17 protein-coding genes and 1 pseudogene are annotated in these 14,211 nt (G+C 44.2%); 6 read left to right on the top strand and 12 right to left on the bottom strand.

From position 1 onward, the window contains the following. Positions 1–147, top strand: a pseudogene (locus tag H4I94_RS11890) (transposase); the annotation flags it as partial. A gap of 79 nt (positions 148–226) precedes the next feature. Here H4I94_RS11890 and H4I94_RS11885 read toward each other — a convergent pair. The 4 genes from H4I94_RS11885 to H4I94_RS11870 all read right to left on the bottom strand — a co-directional run bounded on the left by H4I94_RS11885 (position 227) and on the right by H4I94_RS11870 (position 3,398). Then, complete coding sequence (locus tag H4I94_RS11885; protein ID WP_261183219.1) at positions 227–532, bottom strand: DUF3817 domain-containing protein; 306 nt, start codon at positions 530–532, stop codon at positions 227–229. Between the two features lie 299 nt (positions 533–831). After that, a complete protein-coding gene (sodC, locus tag H4I94_RS11880) occupies positions 832–1,380 on the bottom strand; it encodes a superoxide dismutase [Cu-Zn] SodC (protein ID WP_261183218.1) in 549 nt (182 codons plus the stop codon). 115 nt (positions 1,381–1,495) lie between these two features. After that, a complete protein-coding gene (locus tag H4I94_RS11875; RefSeq protein WP_261183217.1) occupies positions 1,496–2,623 on the bottom strand; it encodes an AI-2E family transporter in 1,128 nt (375 codons plus the stop codon). Between the two features lie 130 nt (positions 2,624–2,753). Beyond that, the gene (locus H4I94_RS11870) at positions 2,754–3,398 is read right to left on the bottom strand and encodes a ParA family protein (protein WP_261183216.1); all 645 of its coding nucleotides are present in this window, start codon (positions 3,396–3,398) and stop codon (positions 2,754–2,756) included. Between the two features lie 119 nt (positions 3,399–3,517). Here H4I94_RS11870 and H4I94_RS11865 point away from each other — a divergent pair, with 119 nt between their 5' ends. Beyond that, on the top strand, positions 3,518–3,985 hold the full coding sequence (locus H4I94_RS11865) for a Holliday junction resolvase-like protein (RefSeq protein ID WP_261183215.1): 468 nt from the start codon (positions 3,518–3,520) through the stop codon (positions 3,983–3,985). A 115-nt stretch (positions 3,986–4,100) separates the two neighbouring features. Here the strand turns inward: H4I94_RS11865 and H4I94_RS11860 are convergent, their stop codons facing one another. Next, positions 4,101–4,721 (bottom strand): class I SAM-dependent methyltransferase, encoded by a 621-nt coding sequence (locus tag H4I94_RS11860; protein WP_261183221.1) that lies wholly within the window; start codon positions 4,719–4,721, stop codon positions 4,101–4,103. Positions 4,722–4,894: 173 nt separating this feature from the next. On the opposite strand from H4I94_RS11860, the gene H4I94_RS11855 reads away from it, so the two are divergent. Beyond that, the gene (locus H4I94_RS11855) at positions 4,895–5,455 is read left to right on the top strand and encodes a hypothetical protein (protein WP_092820149.1); all 561 of its coding nucleotides are present in this window, start codon (positions 4,895–4,897) and stop codon (positions 5,453–5,455) included. A 35-nt stretch (positions 5,456–5,490) separates the two neighbouring features. Further along, the gene (locus tag H4I94_RS11850) at positions 5,491–5,898 is read left to right on the top strand and encodes a protease inhibitor I42 family protein (RefSeq protein WP_261183214.1); all 408 of its coding nucleotides are present in this window, start codon (positions 5,491–5,493) and stop codon (positions 5,896–5,898) included. Positions 5,899–6,041: 143 nt separating this feature from the next. Here H4I94_RS11850 and H4I94_RS11845 read toward each other — a convergent pair whose 3' ends face one another. After that, entirely contained in the window at positions 6,042–6,374 is a 333-nt protein-coding gene (locus H4I94_RS11845; RefSeq protein WP_086198570.1) for a HopJ type III effector protein, read from the bottom strand. Positions 6,375–6,527: 153 nt separating this feature from the next. Here H4I94_RS11845 and crcB point away from each other — a divergent pair, with 153 nt between their 5' ends. Continuing rightward, entirely contained in the window at positions 6,528–6,908 is a 381-nt protein-coding gene (gene crcB, locus H4I94_RS11840) for a fluoride efflux transporter CrcB (RefSeq protein ID WP_131273065.1), read from the top strand. 104 nt (positions 6,909–7,012) lie between these two features. Here crcB and H4I94_RS11835 read toward each other — a convergent pair whose 3' ends face one another. From H4I94_RS11835 to H4I94_RS11820, 4 genes are all read right to left on the bottom strand, one after another. After that, complete coding sequence (locus H4I94_RS11835) at positions 7,013–7,267, bottom strand: type B 50S ribosomal protein L31 (RefSeq protein WP_261183213.1); 255 nt, start codon at positions 7,265–7,267, stop codon at positions 7,013–7,015. 107 nt (positions 7,268–7,374) lie between these two features. Then, positions 7,375–8,673, bottom strand: a complete 1,299-nt coding sequence (locus H4I94_RS11830) for an ABC1 kinase family protein (RefSeq protein ID WP_261183212.1) — start codon at positions 8,671–8,673, stop codon at positions 7,375–7,377. Between the two features lie 224 nt (positions 8,674–8,897). Beyond that, positions 8,898–10,253, bottom strand: a complete 1,356-nt coding sequence (locus H4I94_RS11825; RefSeq protein ID WP_314732921.1) for an MATE family efflux transporter — start codon at positions 10,251–10,253, stop codon at positions 8,898–8,900. 36 nt (positions 10,254–10,289) lie between these two features. Then, positions 10,290–10,751: a DMT family transporter gene (locus H4I94_RS11820; protein ID WP_092820142.1), complete on the bottom strand. Its 462-nt coding sequence runs from the start codon at positions 10,749–10,751 to the stop codon at positions 10,290–10,292. Positions 10,752–10,875: 124 nt separating this feature from the next. On the opposite strand from H4I94_RS11820, the gene hemW reads away from it, so the two are divergent. Continuing rightward, positions 10,876–12,030 (top strand): radical SAM family heme chaperone HemW, encoded by a 1,155-nt coding sequence (gene hemW / locus H4I94_RS11815; protein WP_261183211.1) that lies wholly within the window; start codon positions 10,876–10,878, stop codon positions 12,028–12,030. Positions 12,031–12,174: 144 nt separating this feature from the next. On the opposite strand, the gene H4I94_RS11810 is transcribed toward hemW, so the two are convergent. Both H4I94_RS11810 and H4I94_RS11805 read right to left on the bottom strand, forming a co-directional pair. Further along, positions 12,175–12,765, bottom strand: coding sequence for a DUF4142 domain-containing protein (locus tag H4I94_RS11810; protein WP_092820140.1), 591 nt, complete (start codon positions 12,763–12,765; stop codon positions 12,175–12,177). A 364-nt stretch (positions 12,766–13,129) separates the two neighbouring features. After that, complete coding sequence (locus tag H4I94_RS11805) at positions 13,130–14,089, bottom strand: hypothetical protein (protein ID WP_261183209.1); 960 nt, start codon at positions 14,087–14,089, stop codon at positions 13,130–13,132. Positions 14,090–14,211: the final 122 nt, after the last annotated feature.

The raw sequence follows: 14,211 nt of genomic DNA, 5'->3' as shown, positions 1-14,211 counted from the left end.
TCAGGCAGACAGCAGAAAAGAGGCAAGATAGAAAGTGCGCCTGCCATATTGGCAGGACTTTCCATTTTACTGAGCACCCTTCAACTGCTCTCAGAATATTCAATAGATGAACTGAATGAAATCGCAACCATTGCATTAGGTACCTAAAGATGTGTAGATACCTATGCCTAGAAGGAGAGGGAATATTATTATTTGCTGAAAAAGGACATAGCCCTTTAATAAAAAACTATACCTCGGATTCAGCGACTGGCTGTTCAAAGTTCTTTAATTTGCGGTCAAAAACAAAAGTGCCAAACGGTAAAATGGATGCAATCAACCCCAAAATAAACATCTGAAGCGACCATTTCTGTTTTTCGCACACAATAAACAAAACAATTAAAAACAGGATAAACAGTACGCCGTGTCCCATACCGACATATTTCACCAGAATTGGATTATCCAGCATATATTTCATTGGCATGGCGATAAACAAAAGCAGGAGAAAGGAAAGTCCTTCTAAAAGACCGACAACACGTAAAGTTTGAATATTCATGGTCATGCTTAAATCTATGAGAATGAACCCTGAGTGTATCGAATATTGCTGCAATGGTGAATAAAAGCTCGATATATTTTAATAACTTATCAAATGCTTATAATCACATGTTGAAACCGGTCTTTCAGCCAGTTCAGGCTTTTTCTAAAGCTCGATTAGTGTGAATATAGCCTGCTTTATCCGTAGAGCTGTGAAATTATTCACCCTAATGTGACTCGGTACGATCTCTGATTAGCAGGTTCTAATAAAAAAAGCAGACACTCTGCCTGCTTTTTTTATTTTACGGTTTTATGGACACATTATTGAATCACACCACAGGCAATCCGCTCTCCGCCACCGCCTAAAGGTTTGGGCTCATCGGCATAGTTGTCACCACCCGCATGCACCATAATCGCCCGGCCTTGAACATCGGCCAGTTTTAAACGTGGGGCCACCAGTTTTTCCTGAGATTTTCCTGAAGCATCCACTGTAATGAGGGGTAAATCTCCCAGATGTCCGGTGAGAGGTGTACCGTGATGTGGCGCCTGGTTGGGGTTGAAATGACCGCCAGCGGCAAGGGCAGCGCCCATTTTGCCATCTTTTTCTGCCGGGCCACACAAACCTTTTTCATGAATATGGAAGCCATGAGGGCCGGGTGGCAGATCACGTAAATCGGTATTGATGACCAGACCAGAAGGGCTATCGAGTAATTCTACTGTCCCGATTTTATTGCCTATGCCTTGTGCAGTGACGGCATTGACCGTGACATGTTGCGCTTTATGTTCATCTATAGGCTGGGGGCTGGCGCAACCGGCCAAAAATATTGCCCCCAGGGTGGCAATTGCAAGGGGTTTAAATGGTATTTTCATGAGTGGAAGCATCCTGACTTTTTTATAATTGGCACCATTGAAACAAAGTCGTGGATGCAAGACCACGTGATTTAAGTAGTGGAATGTATAAGTTTCTTAACCTGGGCTTGTCAGCTTAATCAGGATGATGGGTTTCATCATCAATATCATGGGCAAGGGTGGCTTTGGGCATCATTAAGCCTTCAGTTTCATTGGTTTCGTGCAGCCATTCCCGCCAGATCGCCAGTAATACCGCCAGTATGACCGGACCGACAAATAATCCCACCATACCGAAGCTGGCCAGCCCACCCAGCACACCAAACATAATCAGCAAGAACGGAATCTGGGTAGCCCCTGAAATCACCAGTGGACGGATCACGTTATCTGCGGTACTGACCACACATACGCCCCATACCATTACCCCGATTGCTTCAATGGTGTGCCCCTGAGAAAATAACCATAGCGAAACAGAGGTATAGGCAATCGGAGGCCCAAAAGGAATCAGTGCCAGCAGGAAGGTAATGATGGTCAGCACCATCGGGTTAGGCACATCGGCTACAAAATAGCTGATGCCTGCCAGAACCGATTGGGCAATGGCAGTCAGTCCTACACCGTAAACTACGGCACGTGTGGTTTCAGAAATCGTGTCCAGGTAATGGTGGATACGCGGACCAATCACCATTTCCAGAGCTTTGCTGACCTGATGTAAAATGGTGTGGCCATCACGGTAGAAGAAAAATAACGACAGCACGGCAAAGCAGAGCTTGATCATGTTCTTGCTGACTTCGTTCAGTACCGCTTTTCCGTAATTTAAATGGCCTTGAATCCAGATCGAGACGGACTGGATAATGCTGTTCGGGTCCTGATTAATCTCTCTTAACGTACGTGAAATTTCTTTGCCAATAAAAGGTAACTGCCGGATAAAGTCAGGAACGTTCAGGTGACCGGAAAAAACCTGTTTCTGTAATTCGTAATACAGGTTTCGGCCTTCATGCTGCAACATGAAGATCGCAAAAATAATCGGTAAACCCAGGACTAAAACGACAGAAAGAATCATTACTGTGGCGCTCAGCGTAGGACGCTGTCCACACATGCGCAATACCGACTGATACAGCGGCCAGGTGACATAGGCAATAATTGCCGCCCAAACCACAGGTACAATAAAATATTTGAGCACATGAAAACTCAAATACATCAGGACAAAAAACAGTCCAAATAATAAAACCTTTTGTAATGTGGGCGCGTAATGTTGCACTGAATTCACTGACTACTTCCTAAGTTCGGAGATCATCTTAACCGAAAAAAAAGCTCCCGAAAACGAGAGCTGGGTAAGTTGTGATGAATATTTATTGAACATTTCCATGCCAAAGCTTGGACTGCGCCATTCAATGCAATTAAAACCAGGCACTGGGATCATCAATAATGGCATTTAACAGCGGTTGCCATTGTGCTTGCATGGGCAAATAGTTTTTTTGCGTTTTATCAAAAACACTCAGTCCATGCATGGCAAGCTGGGCATAGGCCGCCCGTTCGGAAATCCAGGCCACCGGCTGCTGTTCAATTTTTTGGAAGAAATCCTGAATATCTTTGGAGCTGGCACTGTTTGCTTTCATCCGGTTGGCCAACAGTAAAATTTGCACCTTGCCTTTGCGGATACGCTTAATCTCTTTTAAATGCTTCAGAAAACGCCGGGTACTTTCTATATCAAAGAAAGAAGGCTGCAATGGCGTAATAATGGCATGGGCTTCACTGATCAGCTGTTCGGCATGCTCGCCGGACAGGGCACCAGGTGCATCCACAATCAGATATTCGATATTTTTAGGCACCTCACCAATCGATTTTTCCTGACGCCAGTCCAGGCTTTGAATGGGAGCTGCATCTTCCGGACGCTGTTTCAGCCACTGCAAGGCCGATTTCTGATTATCTGCATCGGCAAGTGCAACTTTATATCCCTTTTGTGCCAAAGCGCTAGCAAGACTAATTGCGGTAACAGTTTTCCCGCATCCCCCTTTTTGATTGGCAATTAAGATAGTTTTCATGACCCTAACGATTTAATTCTGCTCAGTCCTAGCATATCATTGTTTGATGTGATGAAGATGACTCATGACAAAAGTCTAAAGGCATAAGTAGCGGTAATTTTTGCAATTAAGGAATAATAATGTCCGTTTGGATGGCAATGCTGATTGGTGCGTGTATTGGCGTGGTGCTCACCACCATGATTTTAAGCAATACCCGTAATGGACGCGTCAAGGCAGAGTATGAGCAGTACATTGCGGAACTGGAACTGGAGCATCAGCAGGCTCTGGCCCATGCGCAAAAACGCAGCGTCAATACCAGTCGTGCAGTGCTAAAAGGCAAGATGGCCGAGCAGCTGGCACCGATTATGCCTCAGTTTCAGTATTTACCTAGTGATGCCAAATTTCTGGGCGATCCGGTGGATTATGTGGTTTTCGATGGTTATACCGACCTGCGGGATGGTGAAGGAAGTCCCGAAGATATCGAGGTGGTACTGATTGACATTAAAAGTGGCGGTGCACGCCTGACCAAGGGGCAACAGGCGATTGCCCAGGCCGTTCGGGAAGGGCGGGTACGTTTTGAAACGGTGCGCATCGATTTTGATGATTAACACCGTGAGGATGACTGCACGAGGTTGAATTCAACATCATTAGAGATCTTTGATAAGTTAAACAATATTCAATTTGAAAAACTTGCAGTCATTGAAAATGATTGATGAAAGAAGCCTATTGTTTTTGAGCGCGTGCAAACAACATGCGTTGGGCAATTTTAGGAATACCGGCTGTATCCAGATAATGTTTTTCTATAAAGCTGAAATGTGCATCCAGCAAGGCCTGTTCAATATTGCGGTTCAGATGGCAGCCATCGGCAAGGCGTTTTTGAACGGGCGTCAGCAGGTTTTGCAGATGTTGCAGTGCCGGGCGGTCAGACAGTACATGTTCGACCAGATGCAAGGTTCCGCCAGGCTTGAGCACGCGATGCAATTCTGCCAGGGCCTGATCCAGATGTTCAATACTGCAAAGTGTCCAGGTACTGACGATATGATCGATACTATTGTCGGCAAAAGGCAGCTTTTCTGCACTGGCCTGAACGTGCTGCACATGAATGGCACTTTCGTGCACGCGTTTAATCGCCAGCTGATAAATATCGGCATTCGGTTCCAGTGCGTAGAGCGTATCGACATTTTGATAAAAAGGCAGATTCACCCCGGTACCAAAGCCAATTTCCAGCACTTCGCCTGCAATGGGGAGTAGCAGTTCGCGACGTTGATCCATGAGGCTGGGTGTTTGCATTACCTGATTGAGCAAATGCGGAAGAATGTGTTGCTGGTAAAATTTATAAATCATTGTCACTTAATTTTTCTTACTTTATATCATTTTAGTTTAACCAATCTTCTGTTCAGGGAATAAGACAAAAAAGTGACTGAACATATCTATATTGTTACCAAGTCCATATAGTTATTTAAGGTGACTGACTTAAAATTAATTTAGAAATCAATAAATTTGTTAGGGGCATAAAGATGATCAGGTCAATATTATTCAGTACTTTATTTGCAGCGAGCATGTTGCAAGTGAGTGCCAGTGCCTCAGTTGACTATAATATTGCCAAAGGTCTGGCTCCGGTATCTAAACAACAGTCCATCAGAACGCTGCAAACCTTTAAAGGGGATTTCCGTATTTTAGGCTCGAAAACGTATACCAGTGATGAACAGGCCAAGTTTTCGCCCATTGACTATGCGGTAAGTTGGGGGCTGTTTGCCGAACCTGAAATTGCGCGTCATATTTCGGTCAACCAATATGACCGCTATTTAAACTGGAAGATTGACCGCTTACCCGTTCCTGCCGAGCAGGCCATGCAGATGGTGTCGAATATGCACATTATTCCTGCCAACCCTCAAATTGCCAAACAGATTAAACATGTCAAACGCGGTGATTTGGTACGTCTGAAAGGCGAGCTGGTGGAAATTAAAGACAAAAATCTGGTCTGGACTTCATCTTTAACCCCAACCGATACAGGTGATGGCGCATGTGAGCTATTTCGTGTCAGTTCAATCGAATGGATTGAACGGGTTAAAGGTTAATTCGTTTCCCTAAGAAGAGGGTTAAGAGTAAATTGATGAAAGCTTTAGCACTAAGTTTTGGGCTAATACTGGGGTTTACCTTGGTGGGGTGTAGTAGCTTGAGTCCAACGGTTGATGGCAAAACTCATGTCTATTCCTTAAAGCAGCAATGTCCAGCTTTGCTGGAAATGAGTGTGGGGCAAACCCTGGAATTAACGTTGCCCGAGAATCCGACTACAGGTTATATCTGGCAAGTGGCCGAGCCGCAGAACATCTTAAAAGTCGAAGAAATTTATCGGCAATATCAAGGGGAAAGCCAACCGCCAATGGTGGGTAGGGGTGGACAAAAACAGTTTATATTTACTGCACTGCAACCCGGTGAAGAATGGATTCACGTGAAACATGGTCGATCATGGGAACAGAATCCGGTTGATGAGTGGCGTTGTCGGGTCAGAATTTCCTGATTTAATTTTTTTAGATTACTTTTATGAAAAGGGATATTTATTGATTTTCTAAATCCCTCCCGACCTCCCTTTTTCTAAGGGAGGAGTAAAAGGCCCGCTTTATTAAAGCGGGCTTTTTATATTCTAAGACATATATAAATAACTTATTTCGCTGTTAATGCCTGACCATCAAACTGAATGCCATCCCAGCCATTTTGCATAAACTGGCGAATGTTCTGGTGGTCTGTGGCTTCAGGGGTCGCTAATACCGCTGCATAATGTTCAGCAAATAAACTGAGCGTTTGTGCCTGATCTAGACCATTAAGTTGGGCAAAAGAAAATACTTTGGCACTGCCTTGGTTTTCGGTTGCAGCATTGGCCTGTTTGCCGTTTTGAAATGCTGTCGGGGTATGCTGATAACGGGCATCAATATATGCAATCACGTCTGCAAATTTGATTTCACCTGCCTGAAGCTGTGCCAATAAATCCTGAGCCATAATTTCCTCAATTCATAGAAAACAGTTTAAAAACATCGCGACTATAACAATTTTTAGGGCAGCATTTCATTACTATTTCAGTTCATTTGTAGGGTATAGTGGACCCAGAATTTACACAGTCCTGATCTTTGATTTGATAAAAATGGAACGGATATGAATTGGCTACTGGTGGCTTTAGGGGGAGCGGTGGGCGCAAGTTTGCGCTATGGGGCAGGGATATTGCTATTTAAACCCACGAGCGGATTTCCATGGACCACCTGGTGGGTGAATATCTTTGGTTGCCTGCTTGCCGGTATTTTCTTTGCATATAGCCAGAAATTTCCCGTTTTGCAAAATGAAGCACGCCTGTTTCTGATGGTCGGCATTTTAGGCGGTTTTACCACTTTTTCCAGTTTTGGTCTGGAAACCTTCCAGTTATTAAAACATGGTCAAACCACATTGGCTTTGGGCTATATGATTTCCAGCGTAATGATGGGAATTCTGGTTTTGACGCTCGGTTTTTACCTGTTTCAGTGGCTGCTACACAGCAGATAAATTGAATAGTGAGAATAAACATAAAAAAGAAGCCCAAGCTGGAGGAGAGTGCTTGGGCTTTTCAAGTCTTCAGATTAGCGTTGAAATCTTAAAACAATATGAAGTTAATGTGAGCGTTTGAAACGTGCGAAACGTTTGTTGAAACTTGCCACACGACCTTCATTGCTGGTTTGACGTTGTTCACCGGTATAAAACGGATGAGAGGCGCTAGAAATATCCAGAGTGACATAAGGATAAGTCTGGCCTTCATACTCACGGGTCTGGATCGGCTTTAAGGTACTGCCAATCACAAAATAGACATCCGCATTGGTGTCGTGGAACAGGACTTGTTGATAGTCTGGGTGAATACCTGGGCGCATACATTTCTCCATCGTATATTTTAAATTTAAAGAAATGTTATAACATAACAATTGCAAGGTCAAATAAAACCCGGTAACGATTGGTTAACCGGGTTTATTATTGGTAATTAGACGCGAGGTGGCACCAGCTCTTCGAATAAATCATTCAGGTTATCATGGACCTTTAAATGGATTAAATTCCAGTAATGTCCGGAAACCGTGCGGTTGACCATCAAGGTATCCGGTGAAGGCTTAAACACATCCCAATATTTTAATGACGGTTTGAGCAGCTCGACACCATCATGATGGGCCGAGTTTTCGGCAAAATCGTAATGGGTGATCAGCGGACGCATCAACACTTCCAGCCACTGGCGATAGAGGTCTTCAGGAAATTTGCCTTGCATGGTGAGGGAGTGCAGGTCATCCAGTTTCTGTTCCATTTCGGCAATATTGCCTTCACGGGCGGCATTAATCAGGGTTTTGAAATTAGAAACAATTTCAGTGGACAGGGTTTTAACACCGCCATAATCGTAAATAATCACCGTACCATCTTCACGGAAAGCAAAGTTGCCTGGATGCGGGTCACAGTGGAAACGTTTCAGATAAAAAATTTCCTGACCAATGGCACGGAACAGGCGACGACCCAGTTCATTACGGATGTCTTGAGACCAGGTGCTGGCTGTCTCGATGCTTTCGCCCTGTTCCAGGCTTAAAGTCAGAATATGACGTGAAGAATAGTCTTTATAAACCTGTGGGATAAGAATCTTGCTGTCTAAAGTTTCATGGAAGGTACGTGCCACTTCCAGATTCTGCGCTTCAATCTGGTAATTCAGCTCGTTATCCAGACTTTCCTGAATTTCCTTAAATAAGCGGTCCTGCAATTTACGGTCAATTTTCAGTACACCCATTAAGCGCAATGCCAGGCGAACCTGTTTCAGGTCACTTTCACAGGCTTCGTCCACGCCCGGATATTGCACTTTGACCACGACCTGCTGACCGTTTGGCAGGATGGCTTTATGTACCTGCCCAATAGAAGCCGCAGCAAAAGGCTGTTCATCGAAGTGTTGAAAGATTTGATTGAGCGGTTTGCCCAGTTCTTTTTCAACTTGTGCTTTAATTTCAGCAAAAGGCATCGCTGGGGCCTGGCGCTGTAACTTGCTGATGGCACGGGCCACTTCAGGCGGAAAGATGTCTTTATATTGGGAAGCAATTTGCCCCACTTTCATCACCGCACCTTTCATTTCGCCCAGGGTGTCAGCAATCTGTAAACCTATATCCTGAAAAAGTTTAGTGCGCGCGGCATTTTTTTGTTCTTCATCGGCATTAAAATTTTTAATCGAGTTTGACACGGTTTTAGTTGCAATACTCGCCGTCATACTGGCAAGTTTCATAAAGCGACGACCGGGGGTCCTAGCCGTTTTTGCCATTCGAAATTCCTCAGGATCATCAGAGATGGGTTTTAATGATCATAGGCGTTAAACTGGATATTGCCTACTTTAAATTGTTAAAAAGCGGCATATTTAAAGTGGGATCATTCAAAACAAGAACATTTTTAAGTGACTAAATTGCTGAAATTTTTATCATTATTTTTCTATTCACTGTGTATTGATCTCATTCCTTTTCCCATGAAAAGGAATGAGTCTAGACTCTGTTAAGAAGTTCTAAGTCGATGATTGATTCTATATAAACGGGTCAATAACAAGATGCAGGCTACAGTCAAACCGACAATCAGGCCGATCCAGACACCCGCGGCCTGCATGTCGGTAAAGCGCGCCAGATAAACCCCGACCGGAAAGGCAATGACCCAATAGGCAATCATGGTGATCCACATCGGACCTTTGGTGTCCTGCATGCCGCGCAGGCAACCCGCTGCACTGACTTGCCAGGCATCCATCAGCTGATAGGCCATGGCAAACAGCAGCAGAGACAGCGCGACCTGAGTGACCTCATAATCCGAGGTGTAAATAGCCACAATTTCTGGCCGAAAAAACCAGATTAGGGCCATGGTGACGATGGCAAAAACAGTGCCGGTGGCCAAACCCAGATATTGAACTTTATACATCGCCTGCCAGTTTTTCTCCCCATAATACGTACCTACACGAATGGTCAGCGCAATGGCCAGCGACATCGGAATCATAAATAATTGCGAGGTCACGGACATGGCAATCTGGTGCGCGGCCACCAGGGTTTCGCCCAAAGGGCTAAGTACAATCGCAGCCGTGCTGAACAGGCTCACTTCAAAAAAAATGGCCAAGCCAATCGGAAAACCGAGTTTTAAAATGCGCTTGATCCAGTAGGGATTAACTTTTTCAAATGCGGCAAAGGGCTGTGTTTTTTTGTAGGCTGAAGCTTTCAATACATAGCTTGCGAGTGCAATAAACATCAGCCATTGCAAAATCGCCGTGGCAAAACCACAACCTGCCGAACCTAACTCCGGAATCGGTCCCCAGCCATACATGAAAATAAAGTTCAGCGGCACCAGAACAATTAATGCAATCAGGCTAATGGCGGTTACGGGGCGTGGATGCCCCAGCGCTTCCGAATAGCCACGCAGCGCTGCATACATGGTCACGGCAGGCATGCCCAGGCCAATGGCATGCAGGAACAGACTGGCTTTGGGCAGTAAGACTTCAGGCACGCCTAAAACAGGCAATAAAAACGGCATGATCTGTAAAATCAGCGCAGCGATGATACCCAGAAGCAATGCAATCCACAGCGATTGCCGTGCAATGCTGGCAATTTTTTCAGGCGTACGTGCCCCGTTGGCTTCCGCAACCAAAGGCGTGGTAGCAATCATGATGCCGCTGAACAGCAGCATGACCGGAATCCACAAGCCGACCCCGACAGCAATCGCGGCAAGGTCCATCGGAGATAGACGTCCGGCCATAATGGTATCAATCAGTCCCAGACCGGCCTGGGAAAATTGAGTGACCAAAATCGGAATCATCAAATGAAAGAGCTGTTTTAATTCATAACGGGTCGTTGTAACCGACGATACATGAGACACAAAAATTACTCATCATGTGCTTAGAATAATGAGGTGTTAGCGTTGTAAAGTGAGAAGCACACCAATAAAAATCACTACGCCACCTAACAGACGTTGCCAGTTAACCGGTGTTTTTTCTGTGCCCAGTAAACCAAAATGATCCAGAACCATTGAAGTGACCAGTTGACCAAAAATAATCAAACCGGACAGGGTCAAAAAACCGAGTCTGGGCGCGGCATAAATACTGAGGCTAATGGCATATACGCCGAGAAATCCGCCCAACCATAAATACCACGGCAGTTGCACAAAGGTAGCAAAACCGGGTTTTTCTGCCGGCTGAAAAAACACCAATATGGCCAGCAGTATTGTACCAACCAGAAAAGATAAAAGGGCAGCTTGTAAAGGCGAATTTAAATATTCTCTCAACTGGCTATTAATGGCCGTTTGGATGGTGAGCGCGATACCAATCCCCAGTGTCAGCGGGATGAACAACAATAACTGAGCGGATATTTTCATCATTCTAACAATTTAATTCTTCAATAGTTTTTCCTAGTGTACTGATATTCCTGGTGAGATTTTATCAGTGTCCTGATGCAGTCATGTTAAAATATGCATCTTCCCTTATCCGTTTCGAGCTTGTTCCTTGGCTGACCTAAATCCTGCACTGGTTCCTTTATCTTTATACATTCATATGCCGTGGTGTGTGCGTAAGTGTCCATACTGTGACTTTAACTCGCATGCCGTACCGGGTGGAAAACTGTCCTTAGATTTGGAACAGCAATATTTACAGGCTTTGGTCGAAGACTTTAAAACCCAGGTCGAATTTGCCGAGGGCCGTCAGATTCATAGCGTGTTTATTGGCGGAGGCACGCCGTCACTGATTTCTGCCAAGGGTTATGAGTGGTTATTTGCGCAGCTTAAAGCACTGATTCCTTTTGAAGATGACTGTGAAATTACCCTGGAAGCCAACCCGGGAACAGTCGAACACGATCCTTTTTCAGGTTATTTAGCAGCAGGGATTAACCGCCTTTCCATTGGTGTGCAGAGTTTTAATACCGATCAGCTGAAAAAATTGGGGCGTATCCATAGTAATGATGATGCGATTCATGCCATTCATTTGGCCCGGGAAGCAGGTTTTGAACGTATCAATGTCGACTTGATGCATGGCTTGCCAGAACAAACGCTAGAACAGGCGTTGCTTGATTTAAAACTGGCGGTGGAAAATGGTGCTACGCATGTGTCTTGGTATCAACTGACCATTGAACCCAATACCGTATTTTTCCGCACGCAACCGGTTTTACCGGTAGATGATGTGCTGGAAGATATTCAGGAACAGGGCGAAGCCTATTTAAAAGCCAACGGTTTTGTGAATTATGAAGTTTCGGCGTGGCGCAAGGAAAAACCGTCGGCACATAATTTAAATTACTGGCAGTTTGGCGATTATCTGGCCATTGGGGCAGGGGCACACGCTAAAGTGACCCGGCCGGATGGCGTGTACCGTTTCCAGAAAACCCGTTTGCCGAAAGACTATTTGGCCAAAATCCCGGCTGAGCATCTTCAGTTTAAAAAGATTGAAGATGCAGACATGCCGTTTGAATTTATGATGAATGCGCTGCGGTTAAATGATGGCGTGGCTGCCCAGCTGTATGCTGAACGCACAGGTTTAGACCTGGCGAGTTTGGATGAGCTTTTAGCGTCATTACGTTCACGGAAGTTGATGGTCGAAGATCAAAGCCAGTTGGCTTGTACCGAGCAGGGGCATGTGTTTTTAAACTCGGTGCTGGAAGAATTCCTTTAATATTCAAAAATATTCAAAAATATTCAAACTTGATGTCGAAGAAGTTATTTTTAAAATACGGTGAGACAAAAAGTATTCACCAGCCTGGTTTATTGATGCCAGGCTGGTTAAGAAGGTGTGATTCACTCATATATTGATTTGATGCTATTTCATCTTGGCAACAATTTGTTCAGCCATTTGCAAATGTTTGGCCACTGCAGTCCGGGTTTGCGTAAGCATATTTTTTAATTCGGAATTTTTAGCATTGGGTAGCAATTGCTTGTCAATAATCATCAGAACTTTACGATGTACTTTAACCTGGCTCATCATATAGTCTTTATCAACTGCTGATGATTGACCCAGCTTATTCACAATCTTATCGCTGTCATTTTGCAATGATGTGCTGATATTGCTCGCTTGTGGCGTTAACTTTAGACGAGTTGCCAGGGCCTGGCCTTTTTTCTCATTTGATGAATGTGCATTAATCATCAACTGGGCATACTTGCGGGTTTGATCCATTTTTAGCTTGGGCAAGGCAGTTTTTGACTGCATGATCTCACCGTTATTTGCGGTGCTGACCACCTTGATCACTTGACTGTCTGTTAAACGTTCATGAGCATCGTGCGACATTTTAGAATGCTCTTTGCCCTCATTGGTCGATTGATGTTCCATGGCCATACTTTGAGATGCAGCAAAACTCAATGCACTACTCACTGCAATACAGTGAATCATCTTCTTCATGGTAATTGCTTTCATGTCGGCAACCTTTAAAGTTTATGATTTAAAATTTGCCTTACTAAGATAGGTCCATAACCTGAAAAGCAATGTAAAATTTCAGTGGCTTTGTGAGATAAATATATAAAGCGATGCTTGATTTAAGCAAAGACAAGGGGCGATTAGTATTAAATCATGGTGTTTAGGTGAGGGCTTATTGATTAAACAGGTTCACAAGAGCTTTATCTTTTTACACAACTAACATAAAAAACGATGAGAAAATTTAAAGTTAAATTAATGGGTATGATCAGAGTCTAACGGATCAATGGAAGATAACCGTTCATCATGATTGGCTTTCACAAGTGAAAAAAATACTTATAGATCTTTAACTTGACTCAATTATGTTTTAGGCGTTAATTTTTATCCGGTAAATACGGCCCAAAAATTGACCGCTATTGCCGATGGTGTAGAGAATATAGAGTTGATGGTTGCGGTTATCTACCGTTAGGCCTTCCGGTTCCCAATAGCGGATAGCCTGACTGGATGAAGCTTCAAAATGGCCGAGTGTCACCTGATCCATTTTTTGGATGAGTTTTCCCGTGAAGTCATACACATAGATTCGTTTAGGGCCTTTATTTTTATTGCCGCTGAGCAGGTAGATATAGGTTCCATCGGTGCTTAGGCCTTGAAATGCACAGCGATCCTGAGTGAAGCCTAAGTCAATCGGCCATTCATCTTCATACAAGAAACAAAGATCGGTTAATTTTTTCTGGCGAATAAGATCGGACTTAAAAATCCGGATGACATTTCTTTTATGGTTATTGCCGCGTACCAGCAGATATTTTCCGTCGGGGGTGAAGGTCGGCATGGTATTGGTGATCTTGCTGTATCTTTTATCGAACACCTGAATGACTTGAGTATTCATGGGTTCTGCATGAGGAACGTATTGAAATTTCAGGATATACCAACCTTTGTTCGGGATGGCTGATCCGGCAGAAGCAAACATAAAGCTAGTTTGTGGATCGACAGAAATCCCCTGATGACCGATAAGCCGTGAAGGTTTTTGCGCGTCCTGTGCCGACCATAAATTCGAGCTGTGAAATTTAAACCGATTAATCACGCCCTGTTCAGGATGGCCTTCGACATGCGTGGTATACAACATATTTTGCCTGTGATCGATGGCTAGACCTTGGATAATATGCTGGTTTCCCAATCCGGTTCTCAGCAGTGTAATGGGGTCGGCAGCATCCCCCAGGCTGGCAAAATGCAGAGAATCCATTTTTTGTTCAAGATGATGGGTATTCAAAGGCACAGTGACACTATAGGGCTGATAAAAGCGGGTCAGTATTGAAAATAATTTTTTCATCTAACAAGCCCCCAGATGCTTTTTGATTATTGTATGCTTTTGAAAATCGGGTCTGCATTTGGATTATTGTAGCGCATAAAAAAGAGCACTGTAGTGCTCTTTGATTTTGACCTAAATTTTAC

Source organism: Acinetobacter sp. T_3_1, assembly GCF_025377055.1.
Taxonomy (GTDB): Bacteria; Pseudomonadota; Gammaproteobacteria; order Pseudomonadales; family Moraxellaceae; genus Acinetobacter; species Acinetobacter kookii.
Note: the sequence above shows the minus strand (reverse complement) of the source record. Positions and strands in the feature narration are given on the sequence as shown.

Coding starts and splice junctions, on each gene's coding strand:
- sodC (WP_261183218.1), bottom strand. CDS start 1,380: ATGAAAATACCATTTAAACCCCTTGCAATTGCCACCCTGGGGGCAATA.
- H4I94_RS11810 (WP_092820140.1), bottom strand. CDS start 12,765: ATGAAAGCAATTACCATGAAGAAGATGATTCACTGTATTGCAGTGAGT.
- H4I94_RS11850 (WP_261183214.1), top strand. CDS start 5,491: ATGAAAGCTTTAGCACTAAGTTTTGGGCTAATACTGGGGTTTACCTTG.
- H4I94_RS11870 (WP_261183216.1), bottom strand. CDS start 3,398: ATGAAAACTATCTTAATTGCCAATCAAAAAGGGGGATGCGGGAAAACT.
- H4I94_RS11860 (WP_261183221.1), bottom strand. CDS start 4,721: ATGATTTATAAATTTTACCAGCAACACATTCTTCCGCATTTGCTCAAT.
- crcB (WP_131273065.1), top strand. CDS start 6,528: ATGAATTGGCTACTGGTGGCTTTAGGGGGAGCGGTGGGCGCAAGTTTG.
- H4I94_RS11805 (WP_261183209.1), bottom strand. CDS start 14,089: ATGAAAAAATTATTTTCAATACTGACCCGCTTTTATCAGCCCTATAGT.
- H4I94_RS11845 (WP_086198570.1), bottom strand. CDS start 6,374: ATGGCTCAGGATTTATTGGCACAGCTTCAGGCAGGTGAAATCAAATTT.
- H4I94_RS11865 (WP_261183215.1), top strand. CDS start 3,518: ATGTCCGTTTGGATGGCAATGCTGATTGGTGCGTGTATTGGCGTGGTG.
- H4I94_RS11835 (WP_261183213.1), bottom strand. CDS start 7,267: ATGCGCCCAGGTATTCACCCAGACTATCAACAAGTCCTGTTCCACGAC.
- H4I94_RS11820 (WP_092820142.1), bottom strand. CDS start 10,751: ATGATGAAAATATCCGCTCAGTTATTGTTGTTCATCCCGCTGACACTG.
- H4I94_RS11855 (WP_092820149.1), top strand. CDS start 4,895: ATGATCAGGTCAATATTATTCAGTACTTTATTTGCAGCGAGCATGTTG.
- H4I94_RS11885 (WP_261183219.1), bottom strand. CDS start 532: ATGAATATTCAAACTTTACGTGTTGTCGGTCTTTTAGAAGGACTTTCC.
- H4I94_RS11830 (WP_261183212.1), bottom strand. CDS start 8,673: ATGGCAAAAACGGCTAGGACCCCCGGTCGTCGCTTTATGAAACTTGCC.